This is a genomic window from Chimaeribacter arupi (genome assembly GCF_002858805.1).
GTDB classification, from domain to species: domain Bacteria; phylum Pseudomonadota; class Gammaproteobacteria; order Enterobacterales; family Enterobacteriaceae; genus Chimaeribacter; species Chimaeribacter arupi.
On the sequence record NZ_PJZI01000027.1, the window covers coordinates 18,742 to 39,889 of the forward strand.

General features: G+C 59.4%; 27 protein-coding genes. 14 read left to right on the forward strand and 13 right to left on the reverse strand.

Going from position 1 to position 21,148, the window contains the following annotated elements; genetic code table 11:
• Positions 1–38: 38 nt before the first annotated feature.
• From CYR52_RS15435 to CYR52_RS15450, 4 genes are all read right to left on the reverse strand, one after another.
• Positions 39–1,040 (reverse strand): D-cysteine desulfhydrase, encoded by a 1,002-nt coding sequence (locus CYR52_RS15435; protein ID WP_241522423.1) that lies wholly within the window; start codon positions 1,038–1,040, stop codon positions 39–41.
• Positions 1,041–1,257: 217 nt separating this feature from the next.
• Positions 1,258–1,770 (reverse strand): flagella biosynthesis regulatory protein FliZ, encoded by a 513-nt coding sequence (gene fliZ / locus CYR52_RS15440; RefSeq protein WP_072928540.1) that lies wholly within the window; start codon positions 1,768–1,770, stop codon positions 1,258–1,260.
• 75 nt (positions 1,771–1,845) lie between these two features.
• The gene (locus tag CYR52_RS15445) at positions 1,846–2,568 is read right to left on the reverse strand and encodes an RNA polymerase sigma factor FliA (protein ID WP_072928539.1); all 723 of its coding nucleotides are present in this window, start codon (positions 2,566–2,568) and stop codon (positions 1,846–1,848) included.
• Positions 2,569–2,850: 282 nt separating this feature from the next.
• Positions 2,851–3,675, reverse strand: a complete 825-nt coding sequence (locus CYR52_RS15450) for a flagellin N-terminal helical domain-containing protein (RefSeq protein WP_072928538.1) — start codon at positions 3,673–3,675, stop codon at positions 2,851–2,853.
• A 541-nt stretch (positions 3,676–4,216) separates the two neighbouring features.
• Between CYR52_RS15450 and fliD the strand changes: the two genes are divergently transcribed.
• From fliD to CYR52_RS15480, 6 genes are all read left to right on the forward strand, one after another.
• Positions 4,217–5,656 (forward strand): flagellar filament capping protein FliD, encoded by a 1,440-nt coding sequence (fliD, locus tag CYR52_RS15455; protein WP_101828897.1) that lies wholly within the window; start codon positions 4,217–4,219, stop codon positions 5,654–5,656.
• A 9-nt stretch (positions 5,657–5,665) separates the two neighbouring features.
• On the forward strand, positions 5,666–6,076 hold the full coding sequence (fliS, locus tag CYR52_RS15460) for a flagellar export chaperone FliS (RefSeq protein WP_072928536.1): 411 nt from the start codon (positions 5,666–5,668) through the stop codon (positions 6,074–6,076).
• Positions 6,076–6,441, forward strand: coding sequence for a flagella biosynthesis regulatory protein FliT (gene fliT, locus CYR52_RS15465; RefSeq protein ID WP_072928535.1), 366 nt, complete (start codon positions 6,076–6,078; stop codon positions 6,439–6,441). Before fliS ends, fliT begins: the two co-directional genes overlap by 1 nt.
• A 102-nt stretch (positions 6,442–6,543) precedes the next feature.
• Positions 6,544–7,386 (forward strand): helix-turn-helix transcriptional regulator, encoded by an 843-nt coding sequence (locus CYR52_RS15470; protein WP_072928534.1) that lies wholly within the window; start codon positions 6,544–6,546, stop codon positions 7,384–7,386.
• Positions 7,387–7,546: 160 nt separating this feature from the next.
• A complete protein-coding gene (locus tag CYR52_RS15475; protein ID WP_101828898.1) occupies positions 7,547–9,196 on the forward strand; it encodes a glycosyltransferase family protein in 1,650 nt (549 codons plus the stop codon).
• 223 nt (positions 9,197–9,419) lie between these two features.
• Positions 9,420–10,433 (forward strand): acyltransferase, encoded by a 1,014-nt coding sequence (locus tag CYR52_RS15480; protein WP_101828899.1) that lies wholly within the window; start codon positions 9,420–9,422, stop codon positions 10,431–10,433.
• 52 nt (positions 10,434–10,485) lie between these two features.
• On the opposite strand, the gene CYR52_RS15485 is transcribed toward CYR52_RS15480, so the two are convergent.
• Positions 10,486–10,710, reverse strand: a complete 225-nt coding sequence (locus CYR52_RS15485; RefSeq protein ID WP_072928531.1) for a YgdI/YgdR family lipoprotein — start codon at positions 10,708–10,710, stop codon at positions 10,486–10,488.
• A 211-nt stretch (positions 10,711–10,921) separates the two neighbouring features.
• Between CYR52_RS15485 and CYR52_RS15490 the strand changes: the two genes are divergently transcribed.
• Together CYR52_RS15490 and CYR52_RS15495 are read left to right on the forward strand one after the other, a co-directional pair.
• Positions 10,922–11,188: a sigma-S stabilization anti-adapter protein IraP gene (locus CYR52_RS15490; protein ID WP_072928530.1), complete on the forward strand. Its 267-nt coding sequence runs from the start codon at positions 10,922–10,924 to the stop codon at positions 11,186–11,188.
• Between the two features lie 412 nt (positions 11,189–11,600).
• Entirely contained in the window at positions 11,601–11,861 is a 261-nt protein-coding gene (locus CYR52_RS15495) for a biofilm/acid-resistance regulator YmgB/AriR (RefSeq protein ID WP_072928529.1), read from the forward strand.
• A 49-nt stretch (positions 11,862–11,910) separates the two neighbouring features.
• On the opposite strand, the gene CYR52_RS15500 is transcribed toward CYR52_RS15495, so the two are convergent.
• From CYR52_RS15500 to fliE, 8 genes are all read right to left on the reverse strand, one after another.
• Complete coding sequence (locus CYR52_RS15500) at positions 11,911–12,114, reverse strand: hypothetical protein (protein ID WP_241506130.1); 204 nt, start codon at positions 12,112–12,114, stop codon at positions 11,911–11,913.
• A 185-nt stretch (positions 12,115–12,299) separates the two neighbouring features.
• On the reverse strand, positions 12,300–12,449 hold the full coding sequence (locus tag CYR52_RS22695) for a hypothetical protein (RefSeq protein WP_165698476.1): 150 nt from the start codon (positions 12,447–12,449) through the stop codon (positions 12,300–12,302).
• Between the two features lie 175 nt (positions 12,450–12,624).
• On the reverse strand, positions 12,625–12,810 hold the full coding sequence (locus CYR52_RS15505) for a hypothetical protein (RefSeq protein ID WP_072928528.1): 186 nt from the start codon (positions 12,808–12,810) through the stop codon (positions 12,625–12,627).
• Positions 12,811–12,892: 82 nt separating this feature from the next.
• Positions 12,893–13,093, reverse strand: a complete 201-nt coding sequence (locus tag CYR52_RS15510; RefSeq protein WP_072928527.1) for a hypothetical protein — start codon at positions 13,091–13,093, stop codon at positions 12,893–12,895.
• 175 nt (positions 13,094–13,268) lie between these two features.
• Entirely contained in the window at positions 13,269–13,451 is a 183-nt protein-coding gene (locus CYR52_RS15515; protein WP_072928526.1) for a hypothetical protein, read from the reverse strand.
• On the reverse strand, positions 13,441–13,593 hold the full coding sequence (locus tag CYR52_RS22700) for a hypothetical protein (RefSeq protein WP_165698475.1): 153 nt from the start codon (positions 13,591–13,593) through the stop codon (positions 13,441–13,443). The genes CYR52_RS15515 and CYR52_RS22700 overlap by 11 nt, the downstream gene beginning before the upstream one ends.
• The gene (locus CYR52_RS23020; protein WP_277622368.1) at positions 13,593–13,727 is read right to left on the reverse strand and encodes a hypothetical protein; all 135 of its coding nucleotides are present in this window, start codon (positions 13,725–13,727) and stop codon (positions 13,593–13,595) included. The genes CYR52_RS22700 and CYR52_RS23020 overlap by 1 nt, the downstream gene beginning before the upstream one ends.
• 172 nt (positions 13,728–13,899) lie before the next feature.
• Positions 13,900–14,214, reverse strand: coding sequence for a flagellar hook-basal body complex protein FliE (gene fliE / locus CYR52_RS15520; RefSeq protein ID WP_072928525.1), 315 nt, complete (start codon positions 14,212–14,214; stop codon positions 13,900–13,902).
• A gap of 294 nt (positions 14,215–14,508) precedes the next feature.
• On the opposite strand from fliE, the gene fliF reads away from it, so the two are divergent.
• The 6 genes from fliF to CYR52_RS15550 are packed head-to-tail and all read left to right on the forward strand — an operon-like array spanning position 14,509 to position 21,077.
• On the forward strand, positions 14,509–16,227 hold the full coding sequence (gene fliF / locus CYR52_RS15525; RefSeq protein ID WP_101828901.1) for a flagellar basal-body MS-ring/collar protein FliF: 1,719 nt from the start codon (positions 14,509–14,511) through the stop codon (positions 16,225–16,227).
• Positions 16,224–17,216: a flagellar motor switch protein FliG gene (gene fliG, locus CYR52_RS15530; protein WP_072928523.1), complete on the forward strand. Its 993-nt coding sequence runs from the start codon at positions 16,224–16,226 to the stop codon at positions 17,214–17,216. Before fliF ends, fliG begins: the two co-directional genes overlap by 4 nt.
• Positions 17,209–17,907 carry a flagellar assembly protein FliH gene (gene fliH / locus CYR52_RS15535; RefSeq protein ID WP_072928522.1) on the forward strand — a complete coding sequence of 233 codons (699 nt, stop codon included), beginning with the start codon at positions 17,209–17,211 and terminating at the stop codon, positions 17,905–17,907. Before fliG ends, fliH begins: the two co-directional genes overlap by 8 nt.
• Entirely contained in the window at positions 17,904–19,271 is a 1,368-nt protein-coding gene (gene fliI, locus CYR52_RS15540) for a flagellar protein export ATPase FliI (RefSeq protein WP_072928521.1), read from the forward strand. Before fliH ends, fliI begins: the two co-directional genes overlap by 4 nt.
• Before the next feature lie 31 nt (positions 19,272–19,302).
• Positions 19,303–19,749 (forward strand): flagellar export protein FliJ, encoded by a 447-nt coding sequence (gene fliJ, locus CYR52_RS15545; protein WP_072928602.1) that lies wholly within the window; start codon positions 19,303–19,305, stop codon positions 19,747–19,749.
• Positions 19,746–21,077 (forward strand): flagellar hook-length control protein FliK, encoded by a 1,332-nt coding sequence (locus tag CYR52_RS15550; protein WP_241522421.1) that lies wholly within the window; start codon positions 19,746–19,748, stop codon positions 21,075–21,077. Before fliJ ends, CYR52_RS15550 begins: the two co-directional genes overlap by 4 nt.
• The last annotated feature ends 71 nt before the right edge of the window (positions 21,078–21,148 follow it).

Sequence of the window (21,148 nt, forward strand, 5' to 3'; positions counted from 1 at the left end):
CATCCTATGGTTATACCGGAAAGTTATAGATAATGTGGTCAGTGTGACGGTGGATAGGCAAACAGCGCCGGTGCACCGCCGGTATGCACAAACAGAATTGGCCCGGCGGCAAAGCGCTTGCGCTCAAGGCCGTCGAGCAATCCGGCCATCGCTTTGCCGGTGTAGACCGGGTCCAGCAGAATGCCCTCCTGCGCCGCCAGCAGTTTCACCGCAGCCATGCCCTCCTCGCTCGGCACGCCGTAACGCGGGCCGACGTACTCATCCCACAGCGTGACCGGCGCGGGGGCATCGGTGAGCGACAGCAACGCCGACACCTCGTGTTGCAGCGCCACCACTTTCGGCTGCTGCTCCTGTGCCTTGCGTGAAACCGTGACGCCAACCAACGTGGTGTCCGGCATCAGTGATTGCAACCCCACCGCCAGCCCGGCATGGGTGCCGGCACTGCCGGACGCCACCACCACACTGCCGAACGCCACCTGTTGCGCCTGCTGGGCAATCTCCAGCGCGCACTGGATATACCCCAGCGCGCCCAGGCCATTGGAGCCGCCCACCGGGATCACATACGGGCGGAAGCCCTGCGCTTCCAGCCGATCCGCCTGCTCGCGCAACTGCGCCTGCGGGTCATGCAGCGCGTCACACATCACCACCTCAGTATTGAACAGATCCAGCAGCAGCCGGTTGCCGTTGTGCTGGTAGTTGTCGCCGGGGTGGTAATGATCGGCTGCCGGGGCCGCAAACGGGCTTTCCAGCAAGGCCACACAATGCAGGCCGAGCCGGGCGGCCACGGCCGCCGTCTGGCGCACATGGTTGGACTGGATTGCCCCGGCGGTGACCAGCGTGTCGGCCCCCTGCCGCAACGCCTCGGCGGCCAGAAACTCCAGCTTGCGCAGCTTGTTGCCGCCCAGCGCCAGCGGCGTGAGGTCATCCCGCTTCATGTAAATATCATGGCCGAGATAATCGGAGAGACGGTCAAGGCGCTCAAGCGGCGTGGCCGGGCCGACCAGGTCAAGGCGCGGCACGGCGGCCAGTTGCTCAGCCAGGTAACGGTAGGATGGTGTGTTCGGTTGTTGGCTCACCTGTTTCCCCTCAGGACGGTGCAGAGATTCAACCTATAGATCTAGCAGATGTTTCTTCGGGATTCATCCATTGCGGTGCAGGATCGCGTGCAGAGGGGCAATTAAGGCGCATAAAAACAAAAATGCGCCCCGGTCACAGCATGACGGGGGCGCATCCGGTTATCGGGTAACACAGGCCGGCTCAGCGCGGCTGGCTTTGCCAGGCCAGGTACTGATCATATTTACGCAGGGCGATACGGTAATTGTTGTGGCCGGCGTCCGGCAAATCCTCAATGATCCGCTGGTGAATGCTGTTGCCTTTGATGCGGTCACGCGGATAGTTGCAGGCACTCAGCATCTCATCCAGGCGGCGCAGGCGCACAACGTATTCACGTACCGTGCTGTGGCTCATTTCGGTCTGCTCAAACAGGTATTGCTTGAACGCTTTAATATCAAAATACTCAGGGTTGCTGTTGCAGGAGATCTCACTGCAAAAACGGCACAGCGCCATCAGCTCATTTTGCAGCTTCAGCCAGACCTGATCGTCGATCAGCTGATCCATGCCCGCAATGGCTTCTTTATTAATGATCTGTCCGCGGAAAACCAGCGCCATGCGGTCAAGCTGCTTGGTGCATTGCGAACAGTGAGTCTGGCTGTGTTTGTAGTCTTTAAGATAGCGGCTCAGCGGCCGTTTTTTTACAGATGTGCCTGGCATATAAAAATTCCGCTAATGTGATTTTTTATTAAGGGGCGGAACTCTGAAGAGGGTGCCTGCCGGGCAGGCACACGATTAGTGATCGGCATTGAGTCGGGCTCGCAAGCGCTTGATAGCCTGACTGTGCAGCTGGCTGACGCGGGATTCCCCCACTTCAAGCACAGCCCCGATCTCCTTCAGGTTCAGCTCTTCCTGGTAATACAGTGTTAACACCATTTTTTCGCGTTCGGGCAACGCCTCGATAGCGTCCATCACCCGCTGGCGGAGACTGCCCTCCAGCAAATGGTGCAATGGGTTGCTCTCTTCATGGCCTTCCGTCAGTGTCTCGGCACTGTCGCCATGTTCTTCCCGCCACTCATCGTAGGAGAACAGCTGGCTGTTGTTGGTATCCATCAGGATCTGACGGTACTCCTCCAACGGGATGGCCAACGTCTGTGCCACTTCACTTTCAGTGGGCGGGCGCCCGAGCAGCTGTTCAGCCTGCTGCATGGCCACCGACACTTCGCGCGCATTGCGGCGCACGCTGCGGGGTGCCCAGTCGCGGCTGCGCAGTTCATCCAGCATGGCCCCACGGATGCGTTGCACCGCGTAGGTAGTAAAAGCCGTGCCCTGTAGCGCATCGTAACGATCAACCGCATTCAGCAGCCCAATGCCCCCTGCCTGAAGCAGGTCATCCAGCTCAACGCTGGCGGGCAACCGCACCTGGAGGCGCAGGGCTTCATGGCGGACAAGCGGAACATAACGCTGCCACAGAGTATTCTTGTCGATGACGCCTTCGGCGTTATACAAATCGCTCACTGTTAAAACCTGGCATGGGGTGGGGTTAGACGTATTATCCCTGTCCCCAGGCGAAGTAATCGGCAGAACAAACCGTAAAAAGGGTGGCTATTTGTTTTATGTCGTCGCGGCTTTTTCTTTTTTTCCCTAAGATAAATCTGAATCGCGGCCGATACTTTACACGACATTCACGCTGTTGTACTGCCAAACAACCTGAAGCAACGAAAAATTTAACTTAAGTATTACCACTGGTTAAAATAAACCCCGCCGAAGCGGGGTTGGGAACGAAACCAGCGTGCGGGATTAACGCAGCAGGGACAGAACGCCCTGAGGAACCTGGTTCGCCTGAGACAGTACAGAAGTACCAGCCTGCTGCAGGATCTGCGCGCGGCTCATGTTGGACACTTCGGTCGCGTAGTCAGCATCCTGAATACGGGACTGAGCGGCGCTCAGGTTGGTTACGGTGTTGTTGATGTTGTTAACAGTGGACTCGAAACGGTTCTGAACCGCACCCAGGCCGCTACGTGCTTTGTCGACGGTGCTGATCGCGGTGTCGATGGTTGCCAGCTCGGTACCTGCCAGCGCTTTCAGGTCGATGGAAGCCACACCCAGGGTGGTGGTGTCAGCTTTAGCACCGGTCAGGTCCAGGTCGATGGTCTGGCCGTCGTCAGCGCCAACCTGGATTTTAACCACACCAGCAGTACCGGCAGTGCCGTCCAGCAGGTTGGTGCCGTTGAAAGAGGTCTGGCTGGCAACACGGTTGATTTCAGCCAGACGTGCGGTCACTTCGTCCTGCAGAGAAGCCAGGTCGCTGTCGCTGTTGGTGCCGTTCGCTGCCTGTACGGTCAGTTCACGAACACGCTGCAAGTTGGTGTTGATCTCGTTCAGCGCGCCTTCAGCGGTCTGCGCCATGGAGATACCGTCGTTGGCGTTACGTGCTGCCTGAGTCAGGCCTTTGATGTTAGAAGTGAAACGGTTGGAGATCGCTTGACCAGCCGCATCGTCTTTTGCACTGTTGATACGCAGACCAGATGACAGACGCTCGATAGCGGTGCCCAGAGCAGACTGAGATTTGTTCAGGTTGTTCTGAGTAGTCAGGGACATCAGGTTAGTATTGATAACTGACATAGTGGTATTCCTTAATCGCAAATTAGGTTTAGGTTTGAGCTTGTTGCTCACGGCGTCTCTCACCGTCCTAAAATTTATCGGCGCGTTATGGGGGAACTTTAAAAGAAATTTTAAAAATAGAGTAAGATGATGATATTAAACGGAAATTAATTCAAATAACTCACCTGGTGGCGGTAAAAAGGTGGGAAACGGGGCAAAATGGCCTGCGCCCGGCGTGAAAAATGACGGTGTTTTACGCGGTAATAATGATACCCCGGTGCGCTTCCCGGCCGCGGTTAACGTGCAGGGGCTTTTCTTCTCTCTTATTTTCCTTTCTTCTGCTTTCCCTTCTTCTTATTCGCCACGGCCTGTTTTATGATGGCCGCCACCCACGGGCGAACCGCCCCGCCCGCCGGCTGCGTTGCCCGCGGCCACTATCGCCACAATACCCTCTATTCTTCCGCGCTATTCCGCGCATCATTTTTTTTGACTTTACGTAAACTTTTACGCTTCCGGGCCGATACCTGCTTTCAGGTACATACTCAACATTAAGGAAGCATATATGGCGTCTACGACGATCAGTAACCTGGGGGTAGGATCGGGCCTCGATCTCAGCACATTATATACGTCCCTCGAAACCGCTGAGCAATCCAAGCTGACTACCATCACCACCCAGCAGAGCAGCTATAACAGCCAGCTGAGTGCCTATGGTAAACTGCAAAGCTCCCTGACCAGCCTGCAAACCGCTACCGCGGCACTGACCAAAACCACCGCGTTTAACAGCACCACTGTCAGCAGCACCAACACCGCCTTTACCGCCACCACGGACAGCACCGCCAACACCGGCAGCTATTCCGTCTCCGTGACGCAAATAGCCAAGGCGCAGACCCTGCTCTCCGGCTCAGTCAGCAGCAACACCGCGCAGCTCGGCACCACCGGCGCGACCCGCACCCTGACCATTACCCAGCCCGGCAACGACACGCCGCTGAGCATCAGCCTGACCGACGACCAGACCAGCCTGACCGGCATCGCGAACGCCATCAACAAAAGCGGCGGCGATGTCTCGGCCAGCATTATCAAAGCGAATGACGGCGATTACCGCCTGATGCTCAGCTCCAAATCCACCGGTACCGACTATGACATGACCGTCAGCGTCAGCGGTGATGACGCCTTGCAGGCGGTGATTGGCTATACCGCCGGCGGCACCGGCAACGGCATGAGTGAGCAGGTGCAGTCACAGAATGCCAAGCTGACGGTGAACGGCGTGGCGATTGAGCGCAGCAGCAACACCATTACCGATGCGCCGTCAGGCGTGACGCTGCAACTGAAAGCCGCCAGCGCCTCCGGTGCCTCAGAGCAGCTGGAAGTCACGCGCGCTACCGACAGCACCAAAACGGCCATCAATGCGTGGGTCAAAGCCTATAACGCGCTGCAGAGCACCATTGCCACCGTCACCAAATACACCAAAGTCGAGACCGGGGAAGACCAGTCCAGCAGCAACGGCGCCCTGCTCGGCGACAGCAACGTGCGCAGCATCCAGTCCCAGTTGCGCAGCCAGCTGACCACCGTCCAGAGCGGCAGCCTGGCGATCATGGCGCAGCTCGGCATCACCCAGGACCCGTCCATCGGGGCTGACGGCTCCAGCGGCAACCTGCTGGTGGATGACACCAAACTCTCCGCCGCGCTGGCCAGCAACCCGCAGGGCGTCACGGAGTACTTTGTCGGCGACGGCAAAACCACCGGTTTCGCTACCGTGATGAACAATACCCTGACGGATATGCTGAGCACCGCCACCGGTAAAGAGGGCGTGATTAAAAATGCTACCGACGGCATCAACAGCACGCTGAAGACCCTGAGCCAGCGCTATGACGACATGAGCGACAGCATTGACGCCACCATGGCGCGCTATAAGGCCCAGTTCACCCAATTGGATACCCTGATATCCAAGCTGAACAACACTGCCAGCTACCTGACGCAGCAGTTCAGCACGTCAAGTTCATAAGGACGACCTATGTACCATCGTTCGGGGGCTCACTCTTACCAGCAGGTCAGCCTGGAAAGCGGCGTAATGAGTGCCAGCCCACACCAGTTAATTGTGATGCTGTTTGACGGGGCGCAAAGCGCCCTGGTAAGGGCAAAGATTTTCATGGAGCAGGGGGACATTGCCAACAAAGGCCATGCTATCTCCAAAGCGATCAATATTATCGACAGCGGCCTGCGCGCCGGGCTCGACCGTGAACAGGACGGCGAGCTGGTCGATAATCTGGATAACCTCTATGAGTATATGAGCCGCCGCCTGTTACAGGCCAATTTGCACAATGACTTAACGGCTCTCGAAGAGGTTTCCGCGCTGTTGGATAACATCGCAGATGCCTGGCGCCAGATTGGACCACACTATCAACCTTCTCAGGACGTGAAATAATGGATCGTCACCCGCACCTTATTACCGCATATCAACAGATTCTGACCCTCAGTGAGCAGATGCTCGGCCTGGCGCGCCAGGAGCAGTGGCCGGAACTGGTTGAGCTCGAGGTCAGCTACGCCAAGGCGGTGGAACAGACCGCCGCCCTGCCCGTCAATGACGGCGTGCCTGATCAGGTGCAGGAGACGATCCGCCGTATGCTGGCGCGTATTCTTGATAACGAAAGCCAGGTGAAACAGCTGCTTAACGCCCGGATGGATAAACTGGCTGAGCTTATCGGCAACACCGGCCGTAAAAAAGATTTGCACCATGCTTACGGTAAGTTCGACGGGCAGTACACCATGCTCCAGGGCGACCCGCAGTAAACGGGTCTGCCGCTTCCGGCAGGCCGGTGTTTTTTCGCGTGCCGGCCCGGAGGCCGGCTCCCTCCGCCGGATGCGGGCAGCCATGAGCCATCTTGAACATTTATGGAACGGACAATTCGCTCTTACCCCGGTGTCGGCATTGCCGGGCACCTGATCCAACACAGCGCGCTGTGCGTGCCGTCAATTTACGTCAGCCGCCCCTGCCTGATCTATGTGTCACAAGGCTATAACATCCTGCGTACCCGTGAGGGTGAGCTGCGCATCGAGCAGGGTGAGATGCTGGCGCTGAACGGCGGCCAGACGCTGGACGTTTACAACGGCCTGGATGAGAAAGGCCTCTACGCCAGCAAAGCCATCGCCTGCGATCCGGCGCTGCTGGCGGATTTCAGCCGCGAGCACACCCCTCTGCTGTCACCGGTGGCCTCCGCCGCCATTATCCCCGACCCGGCCAACCAGTTTGCCCACTCGTTTGACTGCTTCTTCGACGCGCTGATGACGTCGCCCGCGCTGCCGGCCCCGATTGCCCGCCACCGTATGCAGGAGCAGATCCTGTGGCTGGCGCAGCACGGCGTGCGCCTGCATACCACGCCGCCGGCCACCCTCAGCCAGCAGGTGCGTGAGCTGCTGCTGACGGACATCGCCCACCCCTGGCCGGCCGCGGTGGTGGCAGAACGGCTGGAGATGAACGAAGTGATGCTGCGCCGCCGGCTGGCGGCCGAGGCAGAGGTGCTGCGCAACATCATCGCCGACACCCGCATGACCCACGCCCTGCACCTGTTACAAAACACCGATGCGGCGATTGCCGCCATCGCTCAGAGCGTGGGTTATGAGAGCGGCTCGCGCTTCGCAGAACGTTTCCGCAAACGTTTTGGTTTCCTGCCCACTGCCATCCGCGGCCATCACCGGCAGGCTGCCTGCCCCGATTGCAGCCTCGGCAGCAACTGACACCCCTGCAGGTTGGAATGCACTGCACAAAATGAGAATAAGTGCATCGCCTCCCATAGCGTGATGCGGTAAAAGCCCTTATCGTTTATCCGCCCGGCCTGACAGCGTCAGCGGGCAGGCTCCGCAGGCAGCGGCATCAGGCGTAAGAAAGGGCAACATCATGGGTACAGAAAAGGGTCTGCGCCGGGCGGCACTCGCCGTTATGGTCGTTATGGTGATGTTGCCGTTGCTGAGTGCGGGCATCTGGTACGGGCATGACTGGGAAGCGCACCTGCTGCGCATGACCTCACTCAACCAGGCACTGGCCCACGGCCAGTTCCCGCCGCTGTTTGATTACTGGAACGCCAACCAGTATGGCTACTCCTGGCAGATGTTCTACCCGCCGCTCAGCTCGCTGCTGTTCCTGCTGGCACGCGGGCTGACGTTTGGCCTGGCCTCTGATGTGATGCAGATGAAGCTGGTGTTCGCCTTTATCCTGGCTCTCGGGTTCAGCTCTGCCTGTTATGCCGGTAAACGTGAACACCACAGCCTGACGGCCGGTCTCCTGTGCGGCCTGCTGTTTGTCACCTCCGTCTATTTCCTGAATAACCTGTTTGTCCGCTTTGCGGTCGGTGAATGCCTGGCAATGGCGGTAATGCCGCTGTTTGTCCGCGGGTGCAGCTCACTGATCAGCGACCGGCGCGACAGCCGGTTGATCCCGCTCTCGGCTTCCCTGATCCTGCTGTCCAATATTCCCAGTGTGGTGGTCAGCCTGATCTTCTTCCTGCTGTTTGCCGTATTGAACGCCCGCGCCCTGTTCACCCGCCGGAACCTGCTGTTCCTGGGGCGTTCGGTGTTGCTTATCCTGGCGCTGACCTGCCTCTACTGGGGGCCGCTGCTCTACCATATGGTCTATTCCGATGTGTATGCCTTCAAAGGGATGCTGTTCAGCTACCGCCATATGGACCGCTATAAAAGCGACCTGCTGCAAACGCTGCTCGGCCTGCCCAGCCACTATGGGCTGACGCAAAACGGGACTTACTCCTCTCCCGGCCTGCCGTTGCTGCTGCTCAGCCTGGCCGCGCTGCTGATGCCAATCGCGCGCCGCGGCAAAACCCTGCTGGCGGCCGGGCTGGTGATGGTGCTGCTGACCACCAACCTGGTGAACTGGAACTGGCTGCCCGCGCATACGCCGGTGCTCAATATCATGCAGTTTTCGTGGCGGCTGCTGATGTGCGCCTGCGCGCTGCTGGCCCTGTATGCCGTGGTGCCGTTGCAATGGCTGCTGACGCACCAGCGCAAAACGGCGGCCCTGATGCTCACCGCCCTGCTGGCCGCCGCCTGGTTGCCGGTAAAAAGTGCGCTTGACCAGCCGCTGCCGGCGTTCCAGACCACCCGCCTGTACGCGGATTACCTCAACACCCGCACCATGCAGGGCACGACCTATGACCTGCTGGCCGCGCAGACACTGCCGCCGACCGCGCGCGATCACCTGCTGAACCTGCCGGGCGGCTACATCAACGGTTACCCGACGTTCCATGTTTCCGCCCCGGAGCCGGCGCTCTATACCCTGCCGTACGTGATGTACGCCGGGTATACGCTGATGGTGGATGGGCAACGCGTGGCCCCGGTCCCGCTGGATGATGGCTTTATGGGGGTACGCCTGCCGCCGGGTGAACATACGGTCACGCTGAGTTACCAGACGCTGATTGTGATCATCCCGGCGCTGGTTTCCCTCTCCACCCTGCTGATGATGGCTTGCCTGTGGATGCGCAAACGGCTGCGGCCGTCGCTTTTCATCATGAAACCCCCGGGCCATTTGCCGGAATAGTGCGGCAGACCTTCTAAAGAAAGATTTATTTTGTTCCTTTACCAAGGCTAAAGATTTCTTTCAATATTTGAATGATTCACCCAGGCCAGATGTCGCCTCCTTCTGGCCGTTTTTTAATGGCGATCGGATTTTTACGCCAACCTAACCTAAATTTATTGCTAATTATTTGGCTCTCTTATAAAGATAAACGACTTATCTTTATTCATGTACCGTTCAGGGAAGTATGGAAAAAAACCTCAACCTTGATGTGATGCGCGCCATCGCGATTGGCGCGGTGGTGCTGATTCATGGCTCGATGAATACGTTTTATATGGCACCGATTGACAGTGTCGCCTGGAACATCACTAACCTCTGTTATTCGCTGTCACGCTTTTGTGTCCCGCTGTTTTTTATGATTTCCGCCTTTTTACTGATTAAAGAGGATATGGATGTCCGCGCCTTTGTACGCCGCCGGCTGACAAGGATTGCCCTGCCGTTTCTGGCCTGGTCACTTATTTACGGGATACTGAACGGAGAGGATATTTTTAGCCGGCACTGGCTGGTGGATGTGGTGATTAATCATAATGCGATGGCTCAGTTATGGTTTTTATATGCGTTGATTGGCCTTTACCTGCTGATGCCGCTGGTCTCGCTGATCTACTATAAAGGGGGCCGGACATTCTGCCTGTTTTATACCGTACTGACCTTTCTGTTCTCCTGTACCTTCCCGTTTCTCAGTGATGCTTTCAAGATCACGATTTCGTTTGTCGGCAATATGGCGCTGAATAACTTTAATGCCTATGTGATTTTCCTGTTCCTGCCGCTGTTGATAAAAGATATAGGCTTTACCCGGCAGCGTGGCTGGCTGGCGCTGGGCCTGTTTATTCTGGCGGTCATCGTGATGTTTACCGGCACCCGGTCTGTGTCGCTGGCGGCCCATGCCGCGCGGGAAACCTACTACACCTATTTCTATCCGCCGACGGTGGTGGCCTCCGCCGCCCTGTTCTACCTGATGCTGAATGCCCGCTTTACCTTTAGCCCGCTGATAAAACAACGGCTTACCTCGGTAGCAGAGTGCTCGTTTGGTATTTTCTTAGCGCATATGGTGGTCTACCTGGCCGTGACGCGGCTGATTAACATCAACGAAAAGTTAATCTGGCCTTTTGCCTCCCTGCTGTTCTCCGGCGTGATGTTTGGCATCACCTATCTGGCCGTTCGCTATTTGCGTAAGTTGCCTTACATCCGGGCACTGTTCTGAAACCGGCAATAAAAACCCCGCCGCAGCGGGGTTTTTTAGGGGAAAATAAACGTCAGTTTTTAATTTCCTGCATTTGCTTCACGGTATTCTGGTTAATTTGCTGTTTGTTGCCCCAGGCATCTTTATAACTGATCATGCCGGTCTCATTATCTGTTTTTGGTTTGCCGTCACTGACAATCGTCCGGCCATCAATGGTGTGGATAGCATAGTTGCTGTCGGCACAGCCGGCCAGCAGGGCAGAGAGAATAACCGCAGAAGCCACAATGACTTTTTTCATAACTCACTCCTTTTTGTTAAGAACATTTCAAGAATAGTGCAAACCCTACCGTCAGCAAGTGCACCGCATTTTTAGCAACACGCGCATTTTTTCTTTTCCTTTCGCGCGTTGTGCAGGTCATTACCGCGAATGATTAAAATTTTGCTATCAGATTCATGAACTCCCGCATTATTATAAGCGCGCTAACGATCCCTTCTTGTGTGGAGACTTTATGAAAGCGTTAATCGCAGAGCTGTTGGTGAAACTGGCAGAAAATGATGTGGCCTCCAAAGAGACCCTGATTCAGGTAGAAGCCCTGCAAATTGCGGTGACAGCGCTGATGAATGCGCTGGATGCACAGACCAGGATGACCATTTCAAAACAGGTGAACAAAGCGCTGGACCAGGCTTCAGAAGATTCTGCGACCCATCCGGAGGATCTGATCAAGCTGCGCGGTTGCCTTTACGCCTTGATTGACCAGCCGCGAATCGACCCCTGATCCCCTGGCTTGCGTAAGGCTTCTGTCACGAACGCACGCCACTCTCCACCGCCCCCCTTACACTTTGCCCCCCGGCGGCCCGGCAACTTATCATGCCCTTTTGCCCTTGCCGCCGCCCTCTCCACTGCCCGCCTGATAAGCTGCTTTTTATATACACCTCATACCACACAAAAAGCTCAGGCCAAAGTTACGCAAAATTTCCATCTTTGTATAAGTTTATCGGGGAGCAGGGAACGCTCGCCTGTCATAACGATAACGGATGCATTATGTTGCCTCTGAGGGTGTTTGGTTCCACGTTCAGAGGTCTTTTTTATTTACACACCAGTTTACGCCACCCCCATGACGCGACTTACGCCTGTCCGGCGTTCCGGATTGGGCGGTACGCGGAATACGCTCTATAAGGGAACAAAAAATGAATAAACAACCCGTCTCTGCGGAACACGAAATTGCGCGTTATTTTAACAGCCCGGCCGCGACGTCAGCGGCGGAGTCAGAAGTGATTACTCAGATTGCGGCAGAATTGCTCAGCACCCATGAGTTTGTTACCAATAAAGCGATCATTGCGCGGCTGATTGAAAAGCTGGAAACCGAACATGATGTGGTGAAACTGGATGTTTACCGCCATGCGCTGGAAGCGATGATCCTGAAAGCCCCTGACGAGACATTTGCCTGATAGGACGCGGGCGGCCGCGATGGCCGCCCGTGACAGCACCACGCCGGTGTCAGGCCGACACCTTACTCATCTGCATCAGTTCATCCAGCCGTTGCCCCATCTCCCGGATATTTTTCCTCAGGTCCGCATCCGCCTCAGTGGCCGTCTTGCCCCGGCCTGTCACCTCAAACTGGTAATCCGCCTCGCGGCAGGTGGCGGCATACAGATAGTGGTCCGGCCCTTCTGACTTTTTCTCAATCTCTAATGACATCATGGTTCTCCCTGTTGCGTTATCTTAAAGATAGCAGATACACGCTGCACGCCGGCAAAAACGCCCGGTGCCTTACCGGCATTAACTGATGGACTACAGGGATTAACCAACTAACGAACTACAGGCATTAACTGACGAACAGCAGGCAACAAAAAACCGCCCGCAGGCGGTTTTAGAGTAGATAAGGCTTACACGTCATCCGGGGTTTGCGGCACATCGTCATCATCCCCCAACGGATCATCCCCTAAAGGATCATCCTCTTCCGGAAACTCTTCCGGGGTTTCAGGAACCATATCATCATCCGGCAGCGGATCAATTTCATCAGGACGTTCGGACATAACTACCTCCAGGCCCGACATGGGCATAGGAAGTATAGGCAAGCCGCCAGCGGGCAGACCTGCCGGACATCACATCCTGATGAACAAATGTCCAATCAGGCTAATCTGTCTGCCCGGCGGTGTGGCGGCAACAAAAAACCGCCCGGAGGCGGTTTCTGGATAACGGGAACAGACGCTATTTCGAGTCTGATTCGTAAGGATCTTCTTTATCATCGGAGCTGTCATCGCGCTTTCTCGGGATTTCTCCCTCTTTATTCGCCAGGTCATCCTCTTCATAAGGGTTCGGCGAATTGGGCGCATCTTCAGGCAGGCCGTGATGTTTATTGGGGAAAGGCGCGTTATGATCAGGATGTTCAGACATGGTTCTCTCCATTGACTCACGGGTTTGTCCATTAAGTATAGAAGATAACAACACTTTCAGCCTGCCGCCGCCTGCCTTCCTTTCAGCCCTTCAGGCGCAGCTTGCTCAGGATGACCTGATGCCTGCGCCGTTTGTACGGTGAGGGGTTCAGATGGCGCATGACCCGCTGTTCCAGTTGCTGGTCACTCAGCTCGCGCCCCCGCACTGCATAAACCCAGCACACCAGCCGGATGTAGGGGAAAAACCACCAGCTTACTCCCTGTTTAACGCGCATGTTTGCCACTCTGTTACTCCTCACTCTGTCAACATTGCCCCGCCTCTTTACGCTGCAGGCCCCGCATTATGGCATACGCCCGGCCGCCGGGCTTGTAACAGACCGCTTTTTTTGCCGTCAGTTCAACAGATAAGGCAAAGAAGGGGCAATGTCCCTCTGCACGCGGCAGGCAGTGCGCGCCCGTTCAGCGTTTTCCGGCGATTTCCACGTAGTCATATACCAGTTCATGAGCGCGGCTGAGCAGCAGGTCAACCGCCATCGGCTGGTGACCGCCGTCACGCACCAGCTTCAATGCCTCGCAAAGGTGTTGCTGGGCCTGGGTCAGCTGATGCAAGGGCTTTTTAAACGGGATGATTTCAGCGGCCATATTTCTCTCCTAACTTTTGAATTGCCATGCAGACACAGGCGGTGCTCAACCAGATTGTGCCGCAAATTAATGCGATGCCATTGTCAGACACCATCGCCGTGCCGGTTATCAGCGCGCCGAGTGCCGCCAGAAAGTAATGCATCACTCACGCTCCGGGCGCAGCCGGCAGCGTTTGCCTGTGCGCCTTATCGCGTCAGGCTCTGCCCCACCGCCGCCATACCACATATCACACGCCGCCCGGATCGCGGCGTCTGTCTTGAACAGGTTGGTTTGCATCAGGATCCTCTTCCCCGCTTTTTGCCTGAACACAGTATCGGCAGCCGGGGGGATAACCGTAATAAATCTACTGATAATGACAAAAATTCAGGCAACAGGCGGTGAAAGAGCACAGCATCGCGGCCACCGGGTGTGGCGCAGGAAACCTGCCGGAAGCGGGCAGGCCGCCCCCCTACACCTGCATGTTCATGATTTCCTGGTAGGCGGACACCAGCTTGTTACGCACCTGCACGCCCAGTTGCAGGGAGACGGAGGATTTTTGCAGATCCACCATCACGTCATTCAGCCCAACGCCCGGCACGCCCAGCTCAAATTTCTCGGCCTGGGTGCGGGCGCTGTTCTGGATGTCGCTTATCTTGCCGACGGCCGCTTTCAGCTCGCTGGCAAAGCCCGCGTGCGCCAACGGCTGGGCGGGTGCCGGGCCGGCGGCCTGGAGCGCGGTGGCCTGCATCTGCTGGAGGACGCTTTGAATACCCTGAATTGACATACTTTTCTCTCTGGTGTCAGCCCGTGCCGGACGCACCGGCGGACGATATAGATTTGATGGCAGACACCCTACCACAGGGTTTTCCGGCTAAAGCATCTAAATAGCGGCAAAAAACACGGCTTATTCACCCATCGAATTTTCTGTCAACAGCAAATAATGGCCCACCTGAAAATTGGGACATTTCCTATTACCAGGTCCAGTGCCTTTTGACGCGTCAACGCAAACCGCCAGGGAGTCCGTTTTGCAACTCTATACCATTACTCACATCCGTTTGCAGTGTAGCGAGGTGGCCTCATGAATGCCGCGACCGCCACCGGCGATAACCGTGAAAACGGCATGAACGCGCTGTTTACCCGCTTGCGCGCTAACCCAAAAATTCCGTTGCTGATTGCCGCAGCGGCGGCGGTGGCCATTGTCGTTGCCATGATGCTCTGGGCCCGCAGCCCGGACTATCGCGTCCTGTTCAGTAACCTGAACGATAAGGATGGCGGTGCCATCGTCGCCCAGCTGACGCAGATGAACGTCCCTTACCGCTTTGCGGATAACGGCGGCGCGCTGCTGGTGCCGGCGGAGAGTGTCCATGAGACACGCCTGCGCCTGGCGCAGGCCGGGCTGCCGAAAGGCGGTGCGGTGGGCTTCGAACTGATGGATCAGGAGAAGTTCGGCATCAGCCAGTTCAGCGAGCAGATCAACTACCAGCGTGGCCTGGAAGGTGAGCTGTCGCGCACCATTGAAACCCTCGGCCCGGTGCTGAGCGCGCGCGTACACCTGGCGATGCCTAAGCCGTCGCTGTTTGTGCGCGAGCAGAAATCCCCGTCGGCGTCAGTCACGCTGGCCCTGCAACCCGGCCGCGCGCTGGATGACGGCCAGATCAACGCCATCGTCCATATGGTGTCCAGCAGCGTTTCCGGCCTGCCGCCGGCCAGCGTCACCGTGGTTGACCAGAGCGGCCACCTGCTGACCCAGAATGAAGGCGGCGATCGCCTCCTGAACGCGACCCAGCTGAAATTCACCAATGAGCTGGAGAGCCGTTTCCAGCGCCGTATCGAGACCATCCTCGCGCCGATGGTGGGTGCAGGCAACGTCCACGCCCAGGTCACCGCGCAGCTTGATTTCGCCTCCCGCGAGCAGACGGATGAGCAGTACCAGCCGAACGGCAATGCGGACAACGCCGCAATCCGTTCACGCCAGCTGAGCACCAATGAACAAGTGGGTTCCGCTGTCGGCGGCGTGCCGGGCGCGCTCTCCAACCAGCCGGCCCCGGCCACCACCGCGCCGATTGATACACCGCCGGCGAAGAACGCGGCAAATGCCAAGAATGCAGCGGCCAACAAAACCGCCGACGCGGCCACCCGCAGCAGCGCCACCACAGCGCGCGGCACCACGTCCGGCAGCAGCCGCCATGATGAAACCACCAACTACGAGCTGGACCGCACCATCCGCCACACCACGGAAAGTGCCGGTGGCGTGAAGCGCCTCTCCGTCGCCGTGGTGGTGAACTACGCCACCGGTGCAGACGGCAAGCAGAAAGCGCTGACCGAGGCCCAGCTTAAGCAGATTAACGATCTGGTGCGCGAGGCGATGGGCTACTCCGCCGAGCGCGGCGACAGCCTGAACGTGGTCAACACGCCGTTTAACGATACGCAGGACGTGCCGGTTGAGCTGCCGTTCTGGAAACAGCAGTCGTTCTTCGAGCAGCTTATCGAGGCCGGCCGTTACCTGCTGATCCTGATTGTGGCCTGGATCCTGTGGCGCAAGCTGGTTCGCCCGCAACTGCGTAAACAGCAACAGGCGCAGGAAGCCGCTGTGGCTGCCGCCGCCGCTGCCCAGGCTGTCTCTGCCACTGAGGCTGCCCCGGCCGCCAAGCCGAGCAGCGATGAGCTGGCCCAGCGCAAGCGCTCCCAGCAACGTGTCAGCGTTGAAGTCCAGACCCAGCGTATCCAGGAGCTGGCCGATAAAGAACCTCGCGTGGTCGCCCTGGTGATCCGCCAATGGATGAGTACCGAGTTATGAGTTTGACCGGAACCGAAAAGAGCGCCGTCCTGCTGATGACGCTCGGTGAAGACCGCGCGGCGGAGGTGTTCAAACACCTCTCCTCGCGCGAGGTACAGCAGCTGAGCAGCGCGATGGCGAACACCCATCACATCTCCACCAAAGTGCTGGCGGAAGTGCTCAATGAATTCGAGGTAGATGCCGAGCAGTACGCGGCCCTGAGCATCAACACCAATGACTACCTGCGCTCGGTGCTGGTCAAAGCCCTGGGCGAGGAGCGCGCCTCCAGCCTGCTCGAGGACATCCTCGAGTCGCGTGAAACCACCACCGGCATGGAAACGCTCAACTATATGGAACCGCTGATGGCGGCCGACCTGATCCGCGACGAACACCCGCAGATCATCGCCACCATTATGGTGCACCTGAAACGCGGCCAGGCGGCCGACATCCTGGCGCAGTTCGACGAACGCCTGCGCAACGACGTGATGCTGCGTATCGCCACCTTTGGCGGCGTGCAGCCGGCGGCACTGGCGGAACTGACCGAAGTGCTGAACAACCTGCTCGACGGCCAGAACCTCAAGCGCAGCAAGCTGGGCGGGGTACGTACTGCCGCCGAGATCATCAACCTGATGAAAACCCAGCAGGAAGAAGCGGTCATGGACGCAATGCGCGGCTACGACGGCGAGCTGGCACAGAAGATTGTCGACGAGATGTTCCTGTTCGAAAACCTGGTGCAGGTCGACGACCGCAGCATCCAGCGCCTGTTGCAGGAAGTGGACAACGAGTCGCTGCTGGTCGCCCTGAAAGGTGCCGAACAGCCGCTGCGCGACAAGTTCCTCAACAACATGTCGCAACGTGCGGCCGATATCCTGCGCGACGACCTGGCCAACCGCGGCCCGATGCGTATGTCGCAGGTCGAGGCAGAACAGAAAGCGATCCTGCTGATTGTCCGCCGTCTGGCGGAAACCGGCGAAATGATGATTGGTGGTGGCGAGGATACCTATGTCTGATGCGCTCAACCGGCTGCCGTGGCAACCGTGGAAACTTAACGATCTCTCCCCTGCCCCGAAGCGCATGGAGCCGGCCTTCCAGGCCGCCTACGATGTGCTGGTGGAGCACGAAGAACATTCCCGCCAGCACGAGCTGGCCGGGTTGCGCCAGCAGGCCCAGCAGGAGGGCCACCAGTTGGGCTTCCAGCAGGGCAAACAACAGGGCTATGACGCCGGCTTCCAGGCCGGTTACCAGGCCGGGCAGCAGCAGGGGCTGGACGCCGCGCACGCGCAGCAGCAGCCGCTGACCGAACAGTGGCAGGCGATGGTCACCGATTTCCAGCAGACGCTGGACTCGCTCGACAGCGTGATCGCCTCCCGCCTGATGCAACTGGCGCTGACCGCCGCCAAACAGATCCTCGGCCAGACCCCGCAGTGTGACGGCGCGGCGCTGCTGGCCCAGATCCAGCAGCTGATTCAGCAGGAGCCGATGTTCAGCGGCAAACCGCAACTGCGCGTCAGCCCGCAGGATTATGACCGCGTGGAGCAGCAGCTCGGCGTGACGTTAAGCCTCAACGGCTGGCGGCTGGTCTCTGACCCGCAGATCCACCGCGGCGGCTGCAAAGTCAGCGCAGAAGACGGCGACCTTGATGCCTCGCTCGCCACGCGCTGGCAGGAACTCTGCCGCCTGGCGGCACCGGGGGAAGTATGACAGCCCGTTTAGGCCGGTTATTGCATGCGCTGGATGATGCCGAACAACGCATCACCCGCACCCCGGCCCTGCGCCGGTATGGCCGCCTGACCCGTGCCACCGGGCTGGTGCTGGAGGCGACCGGCCTCCAGTTGCCGCTCGGTGCCACCTGCATTATTGAGCGGATGGATGCCAACCATCAGGTGCAGGAAGTCGAGAGTGAAGTGGTGGGCTTTCAGGGGCAGCGCCTGTTCCTGATGCCGCTGGAAGAGGTGGAAGGCATTCTGCCCGGTGCCAGGGTCTATGCCCGCATGACGCCGGACGGCCAGAGCAGCGGCAAACAGTTGCCGCTCGGCCCGCAACTGCTGGGCCGGGTGCTGGACGGCGCCGCCAAACCGCTGGACGGCCTGCCGCCGCCGGAAACCGGCTTCCGCGCCCCGCTGATGACCGCCCCGGTCAACCCGCTGCTGCGTACCCCGATTGAGCAGGTGCTCGACGTCGGCGTGCGCGCCATCAACGCCCTGCTGACCGTGGGGCGCGGCCAGCGTATGGGCCTGTTCGCCGGTTCCGGCGTCGGCAAAAGCGTGCTGCTCGGCATGATGGCCCGCTACACCCAGGCTGATGTGATTGTGGTCGGGCTGATTGGCGAACGTGGCCGCGAAGTCAAAGACTTCATCGAAAATATCCTGGGTGCCGAGGGCCGCGCGCGCTCGGTGGTGATCGCCGCCCCGGCGGACGTCTCGCCGCTGCTGCGTATGCAGGGTGCTGCCTACGCCACCCGCATCGCGGAAGATTTCCGTGACCGGGGCCAGCATGTGCTGCTGATCATGGACTCCCTGACCCGCTACGCCATGGCGCAGCGTGAAATCGCCCTGGCGATCGGCGAGCCGCCGGCCACCAAAGGCTATCCGCCGTCGGTGTTTGCCAAGCTGCCCGCGCTGGTGGAGCGTGCCGGTAACGGCGTGGATGGCGGCGGCTCGATCACCGCGTTCTATACCGTCCTGACCGAAGGCGATGACCAGCAAGACCCGATCGCGGACTCGGCGCGCGCCATCCTTGACGGCCACGTGGTGCTGTCCCGCCGCCTGGCGGAGTCCGGCCACTACCCGGCTATCGATATCGAAGCCTCCATCAGCCGGGCGATGACCTCACTGATTGATGACACCCACTACCGCCGGGTGCGCCAGTTCAAACAGATGCTGGCGAGTTACCAGCGTAACCGCGACCTGGTCAGCGTCGGGGCGTATGCCGCCGGCAGCGATCCGCTGCTTGACCGCGCCATCCGCCTCTACCCGCAGATGGAAGCGCTGTTGCAGCAAGGCATTCATGAGCAGAGCGACTTTACTGCCTCCTGCGACCACCTGAACACTCTGTTGCCGAACTGACCGGCAACCCGTTTTTTCCTGTGAGGCCATGATGAACAGTCTCTCCCCGATGGGCACCCTGCGCGACCTGGCGCAAAAAGCGCTGGATCAGGCGGTCACCCAGCTTGGGCAGGTGCGCCAGTCGCGCCTTAATGCCGAACAGCAGCTCACCATGCTGCTCAATTATCAGGATGAGTACCGCCAGCAGCTGAACACCACGCTGAACGGCGGCATTGATGCGCTGAGCTGGCAAAACTACCAGCAGTTTATCCAGACGCTGGACAAGGCGATTGAGCAGCACCGCCGCCAGCTGGCGCAGTGGAACCAGCGCCTCGATCAGGCGGTGAGCCACTGGCAGGACAAACAGCAACGGTTGAATGCTTACCAGACGCTGGCCGACCGCGCCCTGTTACAACAGCAGGTCATTGAGGGGCGGCTGGACCAAAAACGCATGGACGAATTTGCGCAACGAAGCACCTACAGGAACCGAGAACAATGAACCTCACGCTGTTGAACCTCGCCCCTGCGGCCGAGACCGCCACCGCCGCGCTCTCCCCCGCCACCGCCACGGCCGCCGGGCAGGCCCCGGAAGAGAGCGGCCTGGATTTCGCCGGCCAGCTTGATGCCCAGTTGGGGCAACTGGCTGCCGGTGTGCCGGGCAACGCGCTGACGCCGGCAGGTGAGCCAAAAGGCAAAGGTTTCACCGCGCTGGCCGCTGACGGCAAAGCCGCCCTGGCCGCAGCTGCCGCGGCCGGCAATACCGCGGCCGGGAAAGCGCAGGCGACCGATCTGGTCAGCCAGCTCGCGGCCGCCGTGGAAAAACTGACCCAGCCCGGCACCGTGCCGGCGGCGCTCACCAGCCGTGATGCGCGCGTAGAGACGCGCGTCTCCGGGGACACCGGCAATGCGGAAGATAAAGAGGATGACCAGCAGGCGATCCAGTCGCTGTTCGCCATGCTCGGCCTGCCCGCCCCGCTGATGGCACCGGCTCAGGCCACCGCCTCCGGCTCCGGCACCCAGGCTGCCGCTGAGGCTGAGACCGCACGTACCGCCGCCGCCGTGCTGGGCGGTGCCTCTGCCCTGACGGCCGCGCCGGCCACCCCGGCCACGGCGTCCGCCTCACCGGCTGCGGCCCATGCCGCCCATGCGGGCACGGATAACACGGCAGCCGCTGCCGCCCCGGCCGTGGCCCCGGCGGAGAGCCTGGAGAGCGCGGCCATGCTGCTCTCCGCCGCCCAGCCGCAGAAAGATCTGCCGGCGGCGACCGCTGACAGCGCCCCGCAACCGGTGGTGCAGGCCACCGCGCTGCCGCCGGCTGCCCATGCCAACGCCGCACCGGCCGCCACAGCGCTGCCGGTCACGGCCGCTGCCGCGCAGATCACCAGCCCGCTGGCAACCCCGGAGTGGCAGCAGGCCCTTGGCCAGCAGGTACTGATGTTTACCCGCCACGGCCAGCAGAGCGCAGAGCTGCGCCTGCACCCGGAAGACCTCGGGGCGTTGCAGATAAGCCTGAAGATTGATAACGACCAGGCGCAGCTGCACTTCGTCTCCGCCCACCAGCAGGTACGCGCCGCGGTGGAAGCCGCCATGCCGCACCTGCGCACTGCGCTGGCGGAGAGCGGCATCAACCTGGGGCAGAGCAGCGTCGGCAGTGATGCCGGCGGCTGGCAGCAGGCGCAGCAGCAGAGCGCCCAACAGCAGGGCGGCCGCAGCGCACCAAACAGCTGGGACGCGGCCGATCCCCTGGCGGCCGCTGAACCGCTGGCCGTCCCGGCCAGCCTGGTTTCCCGCCTTCAGGGCAGCAGCGGTGTGGACATCTTCGCCTGACGCTTTTATACCCGGCTGCCCACAAACGGATGAGGTAAGCCGGTTTTCCATGCCTATTCCACCTATTGTCC